Origin of the sequence: Bacteroides sp., assembly GCF_052357945.1 — a bacterium.
Taxonomy (GTDB): Bacteria; Bacteroidota; Bacteroidia; order Bacteroidales; family Bacteroidaceae; genus Bacteroides.
The window spans coordinates 1-15896 of record NZ_DAWCXD010000118.1 but is presented as its reverse complement, the minus strand read 5'-3'; the positions used below and the strand labels follow the sequence as shown (position 1 = coordinate 15896).

Genomic DNA, 15896 nt, shown 5'->3' with positions numbered 1-15896 from the left:
ATGTGATAGAGGTAGAGTATTTTTTTATGTCTAGGATAGTCTTAACTGTATATTTCTATTTGTGTGTAAAAAAAGAAAGCGTTTTTTCTTGTTTACTATTTATAATTTTATCTATCTTTGTCACCGAATTCAATCCATTGCCTAAGGGGTATGGAAAAATGAGGGGTAAAAATACATGATCATTAAGAAAAATGACGATCGAAATCTTCTGCCAACAGATGTGATTGGCAGCAGCGTAGCGCGCTCAAAACGTTGGTTGGTGGCAATCGTACGTATTTGTCACGAGAAAAAAACGGGTGAGCGGCTTACGAAAATGGGGATCGAAAATTTCCTTCCAATTCAACAAGAAGTCCATCAATGGAGCGACCGCCGTAAAATTGTCGACCGGGTACTGCTTCCGATGATGATTTTCGTTCACGTTGATCTGCAAGAACAAAAAGAAGTCCTGACTTTATCTTCTATCAGCCGTTACATGGTATTACGTGGGGAGAGTACTCCGGCTGTTATTCCTGATCAACAAATGTTGCGATTTAAGTTTATGCTCGATTACTCGGATGAGACGATTAGCATGAGTACATCGCCATTGGCTCCGGGAGAGAAAATACGGGTAATCAAGGGACCATTGGCAGGATTGGAAGGGGAATTAGTACATGTGAATGGGAAATCGAAAGTTGCTGTTCGATTGACAATGTTAGGGTGTGCATGTGTAGATATACCGGCTGGGTGTGTAGAGCCGGTATCTGAAAATGGGGATTTACGTGATTGAGTAATCAATCTATTTTATAGGGGTATGGGGATTTTACTGCAAAAATGTAATGAAAGTCTGTAAAATAGCAGGCAGTCTATTTGACATCGGTAACCAAACAGTGGATATATTTATCGATGACCTCTCTCAATAATAAAAATCCATAAAGTATTATGAATTATATCTTTACAAAAGATATAGTGTAGAAATGTATGTACGTATCGAAAGATGAAGGGATTCTCTGTTGGGCTACACCAACATGGAAATCGTAGTCATAGTCCTTGTACTGATCGTAATCAATCAGATAAATCAAATTTCGAAATATTATTTTATTCATTTATACTATAATGGAAAAAACATTGAAGGGCATAGTGCAATATGCCCGCAAAAATTATTTCAGTTATTGGGCTATTTTAGGTATTGACACGGCAATTTCTGTATTATGTTCGTTGGTCGCTTATGCGGTAATTCATTATATGGCGCATGTTCCAATGACCGACTGGATGCTTTGTAAGTTTGCTTGCGTTTCTTTGGTGGCAAGTGTTGCGGGCTCTTTATTATTCCATACTTATCGTAATACAATTCGTTTCTCACAGGCACGTGAACTTTGGCGTATCATGTGTGCCGTTTTATTTAAAATTACCTGTTTGGTCATTATTTCTTTTGGAGTTATATATGAGACCCAATTGCCATATAATTATAAAATATCCTATCTTCTATTTGATGGTTTATTGACTTTAGTGATCTTGACGACCTTCCGTGTATCATTGATAATCGTCTATGATTTTTTATTGGATTGGGTGAATAAAAAGAACACACGTATTCTTATTTATGGCACTAATGAAGAGAGTGTAGCCTTGAAGTTACGTCTTAGGGATAGTGCACATTATAAAGTAGCCGGTTTTTATGTATATGGTAAAAATAACAGCCGACGCCGATTGGCAGATCTTCCCGTTTATTACTTTGAAAATGAATCGGATGTTGATTATATCATGCGGAAGCGCGGAATTAAGGGGATTCTGTTTGCCTGTTATGAAGATACCCGCCTGGAAGAAAAACGACTTCTGGAATATTGTAAAAACAATGAACTTAAAACATTGATAGCTCCTACTATCAGTGAAGCGGATTCTGATGGAAAATTTCATCAGTGGGTACGTCCTATTAAGATTGAGGATTTGCTGGGCCGTGCCGAAATTAATATCAACCTTCGTCAGGTTGCAGAAGAATTCAGGGGAAAAGTGGTGTTGGTGACTGGTGCGGCAGGCAGTATTGGTAGTGAACTTTGCCGTCAATTAGTGCAGATGGGAATTCAGAAACTTATCATGTTCGACTCTGCAGAAACACCTTTGCATAATGTCCGTCTTGAGTTTGAGAAAAAATATCCAAATATAGATTTTGTTCCGGTGATTGGTGATGTGCGTGTGAAGGAACGCGTTCGTATGGTATTCGAATTGTATCATCCTCAAATCGTCTTTCATGCCGCCGCTTATAAACATGTACCATTGATGGAAGAAAATCCTTGTGAGGCTGTACTTGTCAATGTGACCGGTTCTCGTCAGGTGGCTGATATGGCTGTGGAATATGATGCAGAAAAAATGATTATGGTGTCTACGGATAAAGCTGTAAATCCTACTAATGTAATGGGTTGTTCCAAACGTTTGGCAGAAATCTATGTTCAAAGTCTGGGATGCGCTATCCGTGAAGGAAAAGTGAAAGGTCATACAAAATTTATCACTACCCGTTTTGGTAATGTATTGGGCAGTAATGGTTCTGTCATTCCTCGTTTTAAAGAACAGATAGAGAATGGTGGTCCTGTCACTGTTACTCATCCTGATATCATCCGTTTCTTTATGACTATTCCCGAAGCTTGCCGCTTGGTAATGGAGGCTGCTACCATGGGGGAGGGCAATGAAATCTTTGTCTTTGAGATGGGAAAAGCGGTCAAGATCGTTGATCTGGCGACTCGTATGATCGAATTGGCTGGCTATCGTCCGGGTGAAGACATCAAAATAGAATTCACAGGATTACGTCCGGGTGAGAAGCTTTATGAAGAGGTGTTGAGCGATAAAGAAAATACGATCCCGACAGAGAATAAAAAAATCATGATCGCCAAAGTTCGTCGGTATGAATATGCTGATATTCTTGACACTTATGCAGAGTTTGAAAAGTTGTCGCGTGCGGTAAAGATCATGGATACCGTGCGGTTGATGAAGAAAATAGTTCCGGAATTTAAGTCAAAGAATTCTCCGCGATTTGAAGTTTTAGATAAAGAATAATAAACTAGAAAATTTTATGAATAAAACATTTTACCTGTATATGAGTGTACAAGGCATGGGACGTAATGTACTTGTTTGCTTGATTACAATACTTCTGTTTGTTTCCTGTCAGTCATATAAAAAGGTGCCTTACTTGCAGGATGCGGAATTTGTGCAACAGACCGTCCAACATGAAAACTTGTATGATGCAAAGATAATGCCTAAAGACCTGCTTACTATTGTGGTGTCATGTACCAGTCCCGAATTGGCTGTTCCATTCAATTTGACTGTAGCGAGTCCTGGCAGTGTGGTTACTGGAAATACACAGTTGACAACTCAGCCTGTCCTACAGCCCTATTTGGTGGATAATGAAGGAAAGATCAATTTTCCGGTATTAGGCGAATTAAAAGTGGGTGGTTTGACAAAGAAAGAGGCAGAACAATTAATTATAGAAAAGTTGAAACCTTATATCAAGGAGACTCCGATAGTAACCGTCCGCATGGTCAATTACAAAATTTCCGTCTTGGGTGAGGTTGCACGTCCCGGTACCTTTACCATCAATAATGAGAAGGTGAATCTGTTGGAGGCCTTGGCTATGGCGGGTGATATGACTGTCTGGGGGCTTCGTGACAATGTAAAACTGATTCGTGAAGGTGCTGACGGTAAACAGCAGATTATAACATTGGATCTGAACAATGCGGAAACCATTCTTTCTCCTTATTATTGGTTGCAGCAGAATGATATTGTTTATGTGACTCCGAACAAGGCGAAAGCGCGCAACTCTGATATCGGTAACAGTACAAGTCTTTGGTTTTCAGCCACCTCTATCTTAGTGTCATTGGCAAGTTTATTAGTAACAATTTTCAAATAGTATTACTGTATGATTGAGGAAAAAAGGGAAAAGTGTATAGAACAGTCTGAAGAACAGTTTAATATTCAGGAAATCCTTTTCCGTTGTCTGGTTCACTGGCCTTGGTTCGTGTTTTCAGTAATTGTTTGTATCGCCTGTGCATGGGGCTACCTGCGACTGACGACACCCGTTTATAATATTTCCGCCACAGTTTTGATTAAGGATGATAAGAAAGGCGGTGGTACAAGTATGTCTTCCGAATTAGAAAGGATGGGTTTGGACGGTTTTGTCTCTTCATCCAGTAATGTTGATAATGAAATCGAAGTGCTCCGCTCGAAGTCTTTATCCGGAGAGGTGGTAAACAATTTAGGACTGTTTGTTACCTATATAGATGAAGACGAGTTCCCGAAAAAGGAACTTTATCAGACTTCTCCCATATTAGTGAGTCTTACTCCGCAGGAGGCAGACAAGCTTTCAGGTAGGATGGAAGTCGCCATGACTCTTCAACAGACAGGTGTGATGGATGTACAAATGAAAGTGGGTGATAAAGAATACCGGAGACAATTTGAAAAATTACCTGCCGTATTCCCGACAGATGAGGGTACAGTCGCATTTTTCGCAAATAATGATACCTTGTCCGCTGTCCGTCCGGAAAACGTGACGAAAGAACGTCATATTACGGCTTTCATTAACCGACCTTTCTCTGTAGCAAAAGGATATGCCAATTCCTTGTCGATAGCTCCCACCTCGAAAACGACTTCTGTTGTTGTCATTTCATTGAAGAATACCAATCCCCGTCGTGGCAGGGACTTTATCAATAAACTGCTTGAGATGTATAACATTAATGCGAATAATGACAAGAATGAAGTGGCCCAGAAAACAGCAGAGTTTATAGATGAACGTATCGGTATTATTTCCAAGGAGTTGGGTAGTACTGAGCAAGATCTGGAAAATTTCAAACGTACAGCAGGTATTACGGATTTGAGTAGTGAGGCTCAGATCGCCTTGACGGGTAATGCGGAATACGAAAAGAAACGTGTGGAGAATCAGACCCAGATCAACCTTATTGTTGATTTGCAAAAATACCTTCAGGGTAATGAATATGAAGTGTTGCCTGCCAATGTGGGCTTGCAGGATGGTGGCTTGGTTGGAGCAATCTCGCGTTATAATGAGATGCTGATTGAACGTAACCGCCTGTTGCGTACCTCCACTGAAAGTAACCCGGCGATTGTCAACCTTAATACGAGTATCCGTGCCATGCGTAGCAATGTGCAGGCCACTTTGGATGCTACCTTGAAAGGATTACAGATAACGAAAGCCGATCTGGACCGTGAAGCGAGTCGTTATTCCCGTCGTATCAGTGACGCCCCGACTCAGGAACGTCAGTTTGTGAGCATTGCCCGGCAGCAGGAAATCAAATCGGGGCTGTATCTAATGCTGCTTCAGAAACGTGAGGAGAATGCTATTACTTTGGCTGCTACCGCCAATAATGCCCAGATAATTGATGCAGCGATTGCTGATGATAATCCCGTTTCCCCTAAAAGGATGATGGTCTATCTGGTTGCTTTGTTTTTTGGAATGGGAATTCCGGTCGGCATCATCTATCTGATAGGCTTGACCAAATTCAAGATTGAAGGACGTGCCGATATCGAGAAGTTGACTTCACTTCCGGTTGTAGGTGATATTCCATTGGCAGATGAGAAATCCGGTTCAATTGCGGTCTTTGAGAATCAGAACAACCTGATGAGCGAGACTTTCCGTAATGTTCGTACCAATCTTCAGTTTATGCTTGAAAAAGATAAGAACGTCATTTTGGTAACTTCTACTATCAGCGGTGAAGGAAAGTCTTTTATTTCCGCCAATTTAGCCGTAAGCCTTTCTTTGTTAGGGAAAAAAGTAGTAATCGTTGGTCTTGACATTCGCAAGCCCGGTCTGAACAAAGTGTTCAATATCCCAAAGAAAGATCATGGAATTACTCAGTTCCTGACTAACCCGAGTATGAATCTGATGGATCTGGTTCAACCTTCTGATATCAACAGGAACCTTTTTATTCTTCCGGGTGGAGCAGTTCCTCCCAATCCGACGGAATTATTGGCCCGTGACGGATTGGAGAAAGCTATTGAAACATTGAAGACCAACTTTGATTATGTGATTCTGGATACCGCTCCTGTTGGTATGGTAACCGATACTTTGCTGATAGGTCGTACTGCTGATTTGTCGGTATACGTATGCCGTGCTGATTATACTCGTAAGGCAGAGTTTACTTTGGTTAATGAGTTTTTTGAAAACAGGAAATTACCTAATCTCTGTATTGCCATCAACGGTTTGGATCTTCAGAAAAAGAAGTACGGCTATTATTATGGTTATGGCAAATACGGCAAGTATTATGGCTATGGCAAGCGTTATGGTTATGGATACGAAGAAAAACATGGAAATAAAGCGTAACAGGTTTCTGGAATGAATATTAGGTCTGTAATATTAGAAAAACAAATCAAATAAAATATGCGTGATTTCAAAGACATTAAGATCGCAGTAGCCGGTACAGGATATGTTGGACTGAGCATAGCGACACTACTATCACAACATCATCATGTAATGTCGGTGGATGTGATCCCTGAAAAAGTAGAGAAACTAAATCATAGGATTTCTCCTATTCAAGACGATTATATCGAGAAGTATCTAGCTGAAAAGCCTTTGAAACTTGTTGCTACTTTGGATGGTAGATCAGCATATGCTGATGCCGACTTTGTTGTGATTGCGACTCCTACGAATTATGATCCGGCAAAGAACTATTTCGATACGAGCCGTGTGGAAGAGGTTATTGACCTTGTGCTTGAGGTAAATCCTGATGCTATTATGGTCATCAAATCTACAATCCCGGTAGGATATACCCGTAATCTTTATGTAAAATATGCCCAAAAAGGAGTAAAGAAGTTCAATCTTCTTTTTTCACCGGAATTTCTTCGTGAAAGCAAAGCACTTTATGACAATCTTTATCCAAGTCGTATCGTCGTTGGTTATCCGAAGATAATTAGTCGTCCTGAATTTGCCGAAGAAAACAAAGCAATCGAGTCTGTCACAGATGTTGAGATGATGAAGGAAGTGGCTAAAATATTTGCTACACTCTTGCAAGAGGGAGCTATAAAGGAAAATATTGATACGCTCTTCATGGGTATGAAGGAAGCTGAAGCAGTGAAGCTTTTCGCCAATACCTATCTGGCATTACGTGTCAGCTATTTCAATGAACTTGATACATACGCCGAGGTCAAGGGCTTGGATAGTAAGGCGATAATAGAAGGCGTAGGTCTTGACCCACGTATTGGAACGCATTACAACAATCCTTCATTCGGTTATGGTGGCTACTGTTTGCCAAAAGATACCAAGCAGTTGCTTGCCAACTATCAGGATGTACCGCAGAATATGATGTCTGCTATTGTAGAATCAAATAAGACTCGTAAGGATTATATTGCAGATGCGGTACTCCGTATGACTGGGTGGTACGGTTATTTTGAAAATAACGAATACAGCCGTTCTGCTGCTTCTATCTACCCTCCAGTTGTTGGTGTATATCGTTTGACAATGAAATCAAATTCAGATAATTTTCGTCAGTCTGCTATTCAGGGAATCATGAAACGTATAAAGGCTAAGGGTGCAGAAGTCATCATTTACGAGCCTACGCTTGAAAATGGTACATTATTTTTTGGTAGCAAAGTTGTGAATAATTTGGAGGAGTTTAAGGCAAGTAGCCACGCAATTGTAGCTAATCGTTATGACACTTGTCTTGATGATGTAAAGAATAAGGTTTATACACGGGATATTTTTGGAAAAGATTAAATTAATAAAAAATACATATAACTATGAGTGTTTTTGCAGGTAAAACTCTTATGATTACCGGTGGAACGGGTTCATTTGGTAACGCAGTTTTGAATCGTTTTCTCCGTACCGATATCGGTGAGATTCGTGTTTTTTCACGTGACGAGAAGAAACAGGATGATATGCGTCACGAATATCAGGTAAAATACCCTGATGTAGCACACAAAATCAAGTTTTTTATTGGTGATGTGCGTAGTCTTCAGTCTTGTAAGAATGCTATGCCTGGTGTTGACTACATTTTTCATGCCGCTGCCTTGAAGCAGGTTCCTAGTTGTGAATTCTTCCCGATGGAAGCAGTAAAGACGAATGTGATTGGTACCGATAATGTATTGACAGCAGCCATCGAGGCAGGTGTGGGTGCTGTAATATGCCTGTCTACTGACAAGGCTGCCTATCCTATCAATGCGATGGGTATCACGAAGGCTGTTGAGGAGAAGATTGCTGTAGCTAAGAGTCGCTATTCTGGAAAGACCAAGATTTGTTGCACACGTTATGGTAACGTGATGTGTTCTCGCGGTTCTGTAATACCTCTGTGGATTGATCAGATTCGTAGTGGTAACCCTGTAACATTGACTGAGCCCACGATGACTCGTTTTATCATGTCTCTTGAGGAAGCTGTAGATCTTGTACTTTTTGCTTTTGAACATGGTCAGAACGGAGATATCCTCGTTCAGAAGGCCCCTGCTTGTACTATCCAAACTCAGGCAGAGGCAGTTTGTGAACTTTTTGGTGGTAAAAAAGAGGATATTAAGGTCATAGGTATCCGTCACGGAGAGAAGATGTATGAAACATTACTCACAAATGAAGAGTGCGCTAAAGCTGAGGATATGGGTAACTTTTATCGTGTACCGGCAGATAATCGTGGTTTGAATTATGACAAATTCTTCAAAGAAGGTGAAAAAGAGCGTAATACTCTTACTGAATTTAATTCCAATAATACTCACATATTAAATGTAGAAGAAACCAAGGCTAAAATAGCCGCCCTTGATTATATCAAGAAAGAATTGAGCGGTGAGGGTAACTTTGTGCAATAAAAGAGCTATGAAAATTCTGGTTACCGGTGCCAAAGGTTTTGTCGGTCGAAACCTTTGTGCCCAACTTAATAATATCAAAGACGGTAAGGCTTGTTATTATGGTGATTTGCAAATAGATGAAGTCTTTGAATATGATATCGATTCCACTTCTTCGGAATTGGATGTTTGGTGTCAAAAAGCAGATTTTGTATTCAATCTTGCCGGAGTTAACCGTCCCAAAGATAATGACGAGTTTATGAGAGGTAATTTCGGTTTTGCAAGCACATTACTTGATACACTGAAAAAACATCATAATACTTGTCCTGTCATGCTTTCGTCTAGTGCTCAAGCTTCATTAACAGGCCGGTTTGGTAATAGCGAATATGGTCGTAGTAAGAAGGCTGGTGAAGATCTTTTTTTACAGTATGGTAAAGATACGGGAACTAAAGTATTGGTATATCGTTTTCCGAATCTTTATGGTAAATGGTGTCGTCCCAATTATAACAGTGCCGTAGCTACCTTTTGTAATAACATTGCTAATGACTTGCCTATACAAGTGTATGATCCGGATGTAGAACTTGAACTACTCTACATTGATGATCTTGTAGACGAGATGATTCATGCTTTGAAAGATGAGGAACATCATTGCGAGTTTGAAGGTTTAGATGTACATCCTTCAAATGATGGAAAGTACTGTTATTGTCCCGTTACTCATAAGGTAACACTTGGAGAAATTGTTGATTTATTACATCAGTTTGTAGAAATGCCAAGGACACTGATGATTCCTGAAATTCCTGCTGACTCGTTTGCTAAGCGTTTGTACAGTACGTTCTTGAGCTATTTACCTAAAGAAAAAGCAATTTTCGATTTAAAGATGAATACAGACCAACGAGGCTCATTCACGGAACTTGTGCATACTTTGAACTGCGGTCAGGTAAGTATAAATATTTCCAAACCGGGTATAACCAAAGGTGAACACTGGCATAATACCAAGTGGGAGTTGTTTATTGTTGTCAGTGGTCACGGACTCATCCAACTCCGGAAAGAAGGTACTGACGAAGTTCTTAACTATGAAGTGAGCGGAGAGAAAATACAATCCGTCATAATGCTTCCTGGCTATACTCATAACATTATCAACCTTTCTGATACGGAAGATCTGGTAACTGTTATGTACTGCAATGAAATATTTGATCCCAATAAACCGGATACATACTTTGATAAAGTAGAAAAATAATATGGAAAAACAACCTAAATTTGATTATTCAGATATAAAGTTTAAGGATAATGGTAAGTTGAAACTCATTATCGTTGTCGGTACTCGTCCCGAGATTATCCGTTTGGCAGCAGTAATCACTAAATGCCGCCGATATTTTGATGTAATTCTTGCCCATACAGGTCAGAACTACGATTATAACCTTAACGGTATCTTCTTCAAGGACTTGAAGCTGGCAGAACCGGAAGTTTATATGGATGCTGTAGGTGACGATCTAGGTGCTACCTGTGGTAATATCATCAATTGTAGTTATAAGCTGTTCAATCAAACTAAACCTGATGCAGTATTGGTACTTGGCGATACCAACTCATGTTTGAGCGTTATTGGTGCGAAGCGCCTTCATATTCCTATTTTCCATATGGAAGCTGGAAACCGTTGTAAGGACGAATGCCTTCCTGAAGAGACTAATCGTCGTATTGTAGATATCATTTCCGATGTGAATATGGCTTACTCAGAACACGCTCGTCGTTATCTTGCAGAGTGTGGGCTTCCTAAAGAACGTACCTACGTCACCGGCTCACCGATGGCTGAAGTCCTTCACCAAAACCTCGCTCAAATTGAAGCCTCCGACATTCACCAGCGCCTCGGTCTCCAGAAAGGACGCTACATCCTCCTCTCCGCCCATCGCGAAGAAAACATAGATACCGAGAAGAACTTCCTCTCCCTTTTCAGTGCCATCAACGTTATGGCTCAGAAGTACGACATGCCCATCCTCTATAGCTGCCATCCACGCAGCCGCAACAGGCTGCATACATCTGGATTCCAACTCGATCTACGTGTACAAGTTCAGCAGCCTCTCGGCTTTCACGACTACAACTGTCTCCAGATGAATGCCTTCGCCGTTGTATCAGATTCGGGTACACTTCCTGAGGAGAGCTCCTTCTTCACTAGTGTCGGTCATCCTTTTCCAGCGGTATGTATCCGCACAAGTACGGAACGTCCGGAGTCATTAGATAAAGCAGGTTTTATCTTGAGCGGTATTGACGAAAAAGGATTGCTTCAGTCAGTTGACACAGCCGTCGAGCTTGTCAAGAATGGAGATTATGGTACACCCGTACCCAACTATACTGATGAGAATGTATCCACTAAAGTGGTGAAAATCATTCAGAGTTATATAGGTGTGGTTAATAAGATGGTGTGGAGAAAATTCTAATGGTTACTGAGTTTGCCGAAATGTTAAACTTTACACATTTAGTTTATGATTAGTGCGTGCAGAGACACTTCCGAAGCAGAGGGGTAGAGTTTATGGTTAAATCTTCAAAATATTGGTGAAAAAACTTACTATAAAAGATGCCCGTAATGGAAGCAAGTATATGCTTTACGGAAAGGATATTTTGCTGAAAATTTGCACATAGATGAAGATGCTACTTTACGACTGTCACAAAACTTTCCATATGATAGTTGAATAGTTGATGCTACTCTTTGGACATATTCTTAGGGGTGAATAATATACCATTTTCATCCTTGTTTAATTTGCGTATGTCTTCTTTAGATCAGAAGGTTAGCAGATAAGTGGAAGGAAGCGGAGTGTGTATAATCAATGCAACTGATTAATATTCTCATCGGTTATCTAAGTATATAAGGAATATGATAAATTGAAGAATCCCGTAATGTCTTCTTTCAAAGTTATTGCGAAAAGAGTAGTGTGGATTGACATAAGAAACTTAGTTTAGACAAAACTGTATGAGATTCCTAATTATATGAAAAAAGAAATCTTGTTCATACAACAAAACTTGCAAGGCGGTGGAGCAGAAAAGGTTTTGTTGGATATAATCAATAATCTTGATTTTAATACTTACAACATCACACTGTTACTTGTTGACGGTAGCGGTATATATAATAACCAAATCGACAACAGAGTCAAGACTTTTACTTTGTTGTCCTTTAAGGAAATTATCGCTTTGGGCTATTTGAGAAAAGCTCATCTTTGGTTTATAGTGAATAACTATCTTAGGCTCAAACTAAAAAAACGATTGCATAATGCAAAGTATGATACTATAGTATCCTTTATGGAAGGAATCTCTGCTAAGTGTCATAAATTTATTAGTGATAGAGCGAGTCGCAATGTTTCGTGGATTCATATTGATTTGTTGCTCAACAACTGGTGTCTGAATGAGTTCAGTTCTATTAAAGAGCAGAGAGCAGTATATGAAAAGATGGATCAGATTATCACAGTATCTGATGGAGCAAAAGCATCATTCGAAAAATTGTTCCCTGGATTGAAAATCAGTGTGATTTATAATTTGATAGATAAGCTCCAGATTTATGAGAAAGCACAGTATAATCCTTACCAACCATCACGTTTTACAGTCTGCAATGTTGGTCGTCTTGCAAATCAAAAACGTCAAGACCGCATCATTGAGGTGGCAGATCTTTGTAAAAAAAACAATCTTGATATCGATTTTCTGATTCTAGGACGAGGTCCTTTGCGTGAAATGCTTGAGGGGATGATAAAAGAACGAGGATTGGAGGATTATGTTCATCTTCTAGGATTCCAAAAGAACCCTTACTCGTTCATCGCTTCTTCTGATGTTTTTCTTCTTACTTCAGATTCAGAGGGGTATCCATTGGTAGTATGTGAGTCATTATGTCTTGGTAAACCGATCATTGCAACTGATGTTACAGGACCTCATGAGATCCTTTGTGATGGATCAGGTATATTAACATCTAAGGAGCCAATAGACATATATAATGCATTATATAAGCTCTATTCGAATAAAGAGACACTTTCAGAATATGCCGAAAGAGCACTTGCCAAAAGTACCATTTTTGACATAGAGAGACAAATGAATGATATTTATCGTGTATTGTAATATTGATTATTGAAATGGCTGAACAGCTACAATCAAAAAAGATAGCAAAAAACACAGTATTACTATACTTTAGGATGATCTTGGGTATGGTAGTATCACTATATACCAGTCGAGTCGTACTTAAAGTTTTAGGTGTTGATGATTTTGGTATTTACAATATCATTGGTGGTGTCATTGTAATGTTTTCTTTCATTAATACCTTCCTTACAAGTGCATGCCAGAGGTATTTAAGTTTCTCTATAGCCAAAGATAGCATCGATGAAACAAAGAAAATTTTCTCTACGTCTTTGTTCATCCATATTATCGTTCTTTTGCTCTTTGCATTAGTCGCTGAAACAGCTGGATTATATTTTGTATACAAGGAGCTAGTAATACCAGAGGCTCGCTTTACTGCTGCATTGTATGTGTTCCACATAATGGTTGTGGAGTCTTGCATGTCAATTTTTAAGGTTCCGTATAATGCAGCTATTATCGCTGAGGAGAAAATGAATTTCTATGCATATACAAGTATAATTGAGAACGTCTTAAGGTTAGTAGTAGTTTATCTTCTTGTCATTCTTCCGTTTGATAAACTAATAGTTTATTCATTCCTGCATCTCTTTGTAAGCGTTATCATGTTGTTATGGTACAAAATATACTCAGAGAAGAGATTTTGTTATTGTACCAATTTAGTTCGATATGACAAGAAATATCTAAAGAGCATGACTTTGTTTTCTGGATGGAATCTTTTCGGTAGTATAGCAGATATTGGATATAAACAAGGAACCAACATTGTACTTAACCTATTCTATGGCGTTGTACTTAATGCTGCAATGGGGATTGCTACAACTATCAGGTCTTCGATATATTCTTTTATCAGCAATATTCAGGTAGCAGCAAATCCACAGATTATCAAGTCATATGCAATAGGTGAATACAGCTACTATTCAAACTTGATATACAGAATCTCTAAGTATTCCTACTATTTGATGCTATTCCTTGCCATACCTGTTATTCTGAATATTCAATATATTCTTCAAATATGGCTTGGAAATGCTCCAGAATACTCTGCTTCCCTTATTGTGCTCGGATTGATATTCTGTCTTATCGACTGTTTACATGGACCGCTTTGGACATCTATGCAGGCTACTGGGAAAATACGCAACTATCAACTGCTAGTTAGCACTATACTACTCCTTAATATTCCTTTGAGCTATATCGCATTAAAGCTAGGCTATTCACCGAATAGCATTTTGGTTATTCAGATAGTAGTATCGTTATTAACACTTATTGTGAGGCTACTATTTTCATGCCGTTGTGCAGTTCTAAGTATGACAGATTATTTAAAACATGTTATTTTACCAATATGTGTTGTTACATTGTTATCTGTACCACTTCCGTTCTATGTTGCAACGGGCTTTGAGGATAATTGGAGAAAACTATTGGCAACAGGATTCACAAGTGTGGTATCAATAATTGTTTCTGTTCTGTTTGTAGGTATAACTAAACGAGAAAGGTATTCGATTTTTCAAATGATACAAAAAAGGATTAAGAAATGAAGCAGGTGAAAGCAAGGGTTTCATGGATTGATAATGCGAAGTTCTTTGCAATCGCATGTGTGGTACTAGGACACTCTTTCTCTTTGATCAAAGGAAACTTTAATGGCTATGATGAGATAAACTTGTTTATAGTAGCGTTCAACATGCCTTTATTCGCATTGTTGTCGGGTGTGACTTCTTTTCAGGCTCTCTCAAAAATATCGTCATTCTCTGACCTACTGATATATTTCAATAAGATAACATGGCACATAGGAGTTCCGACAATTGTATATACACTAATTGCCATGGCAATTGGTTATGGAATGCAGATGCGATGGGATAGATGCACGATTTCTGCCATTTTGCTAATAATCGTATGTGCATCTGTGTATCTTATTAGGTTTTCGAAGTATTCGAGTAAGCTTAAGAAGATAGTTCATTATTTCCCGTATTGTCTCTTACCTGTCTGCTTGTTGAATCAATCTGTTTGGTATTTCGTTTATGTGATATTGTCGTTTTTTGCAGCTGCAATATCTGCATTTATTTCAAACAAAAGTGAGAAATATAAGCGATTCATTTATTGTATATTATTTGCTATAATATCTTTACTTATAGCTCCTATTTCTCCATTCTTCAGTACTGTTGAACTGTACTTTCCTTTTGTTATCGGTTATTTATTCGCTTCATATAAAGGGCTAAGCGAAGTTTCTAATAAAACAGGAATGCAGTTGACAATTGCGGTGATTTTATTGGTAATAGGTGTATTCACTTTCATCAAATATTATTCGATTTCGAATCAGTTCTATTTGCTTAATCTGAATCAGGCCTTTATGAATGGGCAAATGGACATATTTGCACTTCGTCAAATATCGGCAATTTCATTGTCTGTTACGTTCGTGATTATTATTCAGTTTCTATCAAAATCCTATAATTTGATTTCAACAGTGGGTGCAATGACTTTTGGGATTTATCCTATTCACTCTGAGTTAATAGTAATAGCAAAAAGGGGAAGAGGATTATTAATTGGCTATAATGTTGTATGGTTAAAGCTTATCATCGTGATCTTTATAGCACTACTATTATTGTCCGTTTCGGTTATATTTGTCACGGTGATTAGAAAAACAGACTTTACAAAATTATTATTTTTAGGAGAATAGGATGGTTAATAATAAAATTGGTAACCTAGTATCATATATATTTAATATTGATGTTATAGTCACTCTTACTCTTTCTCTTTTATGGCCTTCACTCGGTTTGCTGTTTGTTTCATTTAAAGTATTAACTTGTAGTGAATCATCTGAAAAACAGATGCTTGCTTTAATAGTAGGACTTACGTTTTTTCTTTCATATATCAATTCTACAAAAATTGCATCTAGTGATACTATCCATTATCTTACTTGGTATTCCAATATTGATAGGTCACATCCCGTTTCCAGTTTTCTTTTTTATAGAGGAGACTATTCCATTAATGCGCCGTTATTTACAATTATTTCAATAATAATTAATTATATGACTTTTGGAAGTGAAAAAGGTTATTTGTTCCTGTGTAAATTTTTA

Annotated in this window: 12 protein-coding genes; all 12 read left to right on the top strand. The window is 38.6% G+C overall.

The window, feature by feature from the left end:
• The first annotated feature begins 175 nt into the window (after positions 1-175).
• Positions 176-766 (top strand): UpxY family transcription antiterminator, encoded by a 591-nt coding sequence (locus ACT8YW_RS17520; RefSeq protein WP_004299971.1) that lies wholly within the window; start codon positions 176-178, stop codon positions 764-766.
• Positions 767-1092: 326 nt separating this feature from the next.
• The gene (locus tag ACT8YW_RS17515; protein WP_444106445.1) at positions 1093-3021 is read left to right on the top strand and encodes a polysaccharide biosynthesis protein; all 1929 of its coding nucleotides are present in this window, start codon (positions 1093-1095) and stop codon (positions 3019-3021) included.
• Positions 3022-3037: 16 nt separating this feature from the next.
• Complete coding sequence (locus ACT8YW_RS17510) at positions 3038-3871, top strand: polysaccharide biosynthesis/export family protein (RefSeq protein ID WP_444106443.1); 834 nt, start codon at positions 3038-3040, stop codon at positions 3869-3871.
• Positions 3872-3880: 9 nt separating this feature from the next.
• Complete coding sequence (locus ACT8YW_RS17505; protein ID WP_444106441.1) at positions 3881-6295, top strand: GumC family protein; 2415 nt, start codon at positions 3881-3883, stop codon at positions 6293-6295.
• A 57-nt stretch (positions 6296-6352) separates the two neighbouring features.
• Positions 6353-7684, top strand: coding sequence for a nucleotide sugar dehydrogenase (locus ACT8YW_RS17500; RefSeq protein ID WP_444106439.1), 1332 nt, complete (start codon positions 6353-6355; stop codon positions 7682-7684).
• Positions 7685-7707: 23 nt separating this feature from the next.
• Positions 7708-8757: a polysaccharide biosynthesis protein gene (locus ACT8YW_RS17495; RefSeq protein WP_118299464.1), complete on the top strand. Its 1050-nt coding sequence runs from the start codon at positions 7708-7710 to the stop codon at positions 8755-8757.
• Between the two features lie 7 nt (positions 8758-8764).
• The gene (locus ACT8YW_RS17490) at positions 8765-9970 is read left to right on the top strand and encodes a polysaccharide biosynthesis C-terminal domain-containing protein (RefSeq protein WP_118299463.1); all 1206 of its coding nucleotides are present in this window, start codon (positions 8765-8767) and stop codon (positions 9968-9970) included.
• A gap of 1 nt (position 9971) precedes the next feature.
• Positions 9972-11162: a UDP-N-acetyl glucosamine 2-epimerase gene (locus ACT8YW_RS17485; protein ID WP_118299462.1), complete on the top strand. Its 1191-nt coding sequence runs from the start codon at positions 9972-9974 to the stop codon at positions 11160-11162.
• A 547-nt stretch (positions 11163-11709) separates the two neighbouring features.
• Positions 11710-12822 (top strand): glycosyltransferase, encoded by a 1113-nt coding sequence (locus ACT8YW_RS17480; RefSeq protein ID WP_118299461.1) that lies wholly within the window; start codon positions 11710-11712, stop codon positions 12820-12822.
• Positions 12823-12836: 14 nt separating this feature from the next.
• Positions 12837-14360, top strand: a complete 1524-nt coding sequence (locus tag ACT8YW_RS17475; protein ID WP_147400014.1) for a hypothetical protein — start codon at positions 12837-12839, stop codon at positions 14358-14360.
• Positions 14357-15496 (top strand): acyltransferase family protein, encoded by a 1140-nt coding sequence (locus ACT8YW_RS17470; protein WP_444106435.1) that lies wholly within the window; start codon positions 14357-14359, stop codon positions 15494-15496. Before ACT8YW_RS17475 ends, ACT8YW_RS17470 begins: the two co-directional genes overlap by 4 nt.
• 1 nt (position 15497) lies before the next feature.
• A partial coding sequence (locus tag ACT8YW_RS17465) for a hypothetical protein (RefSeq protein ID WP_444106433.1) occupies positions 15498-15896 on the top strand: 399 nt, incomplete at its 3' end.

Coding starts and splice junctions, on each gene's coding strand:
- ACT8YW_RS17515 (WP_444106445.1), top strand. CDS start 1,093: ATGGAAAAAACATTGAAGGGCATAGTGCAATATGCCCGCAAAAATTAT.
- ACT8YW_RS17520 (WP_004299971.1), top strand. CDS start 176: ATGATCATTAAGAAAAATGACGATCGAAATCTTCTGCCAACAGATGTG.
- ACT8YW_RS17500 (WP_444106439.1), top strand. CDS start 6,353: ATGCGTGATTTCAAAGACATTAAGATCGCAGTAGCCGGTACAGGATAT.
- ACT8YW_RS17475 (WP_147400014.1), top strand. CDS start 12,837: ATGGCTGAACAGCTACAATCAAAAAAGATAGCAAAAAACACAGTATTA.
- ACT8YW_RS17480 (WP_118299461.1), top strand. CDS start 11,710: ATGAAAAAAGAAATCTTGTTCATACAACAAAACTTGCAAGGCGGTGGA.
- ACT8YW_RS17510 (WP_444106443.1), top strand. CDS start 3,038: ATGAATAAAACATTTTACCTGTATATGAGTGTACAAGGCATGGGACGT.
- ACT8YW_RS17495 (WP_118299464.1), top strand. CDS start 7,708: ATGAGTGTTTTTGCAGGTAAAACTCTTATGATTACCGGTGGAACGGGT.
- ACT8YW_RS17485 (WP_118299462.1), top strand. CDS start 9,972: ATGGAAAAACAACCTAAATTTGATTATTCAGATATAAAGTTTAAGGAT.
- ACT8YW_RS17490 (WP_118299463.1), top strand. CDS start 8,765: ATGAAAATTCTGGTTACCGGTGCCAAAGGTTTTGTCGGTCGAAACCTT.
- ACT8YW_RS17470 (WP_444106435.1), top strand. CDS start 14,357: ATGAAGCAGGTGAAAGCAAGGGTTTCATGGATTGATAATGCGAAGTTC.
- ACT8YW_RS17505 (WP_444106441.1), top strand. CDS start 3,881: ATGATTGAGGAAAAAAGGGAAAAGTGTATAGAACAGTCTGAAGAACAG.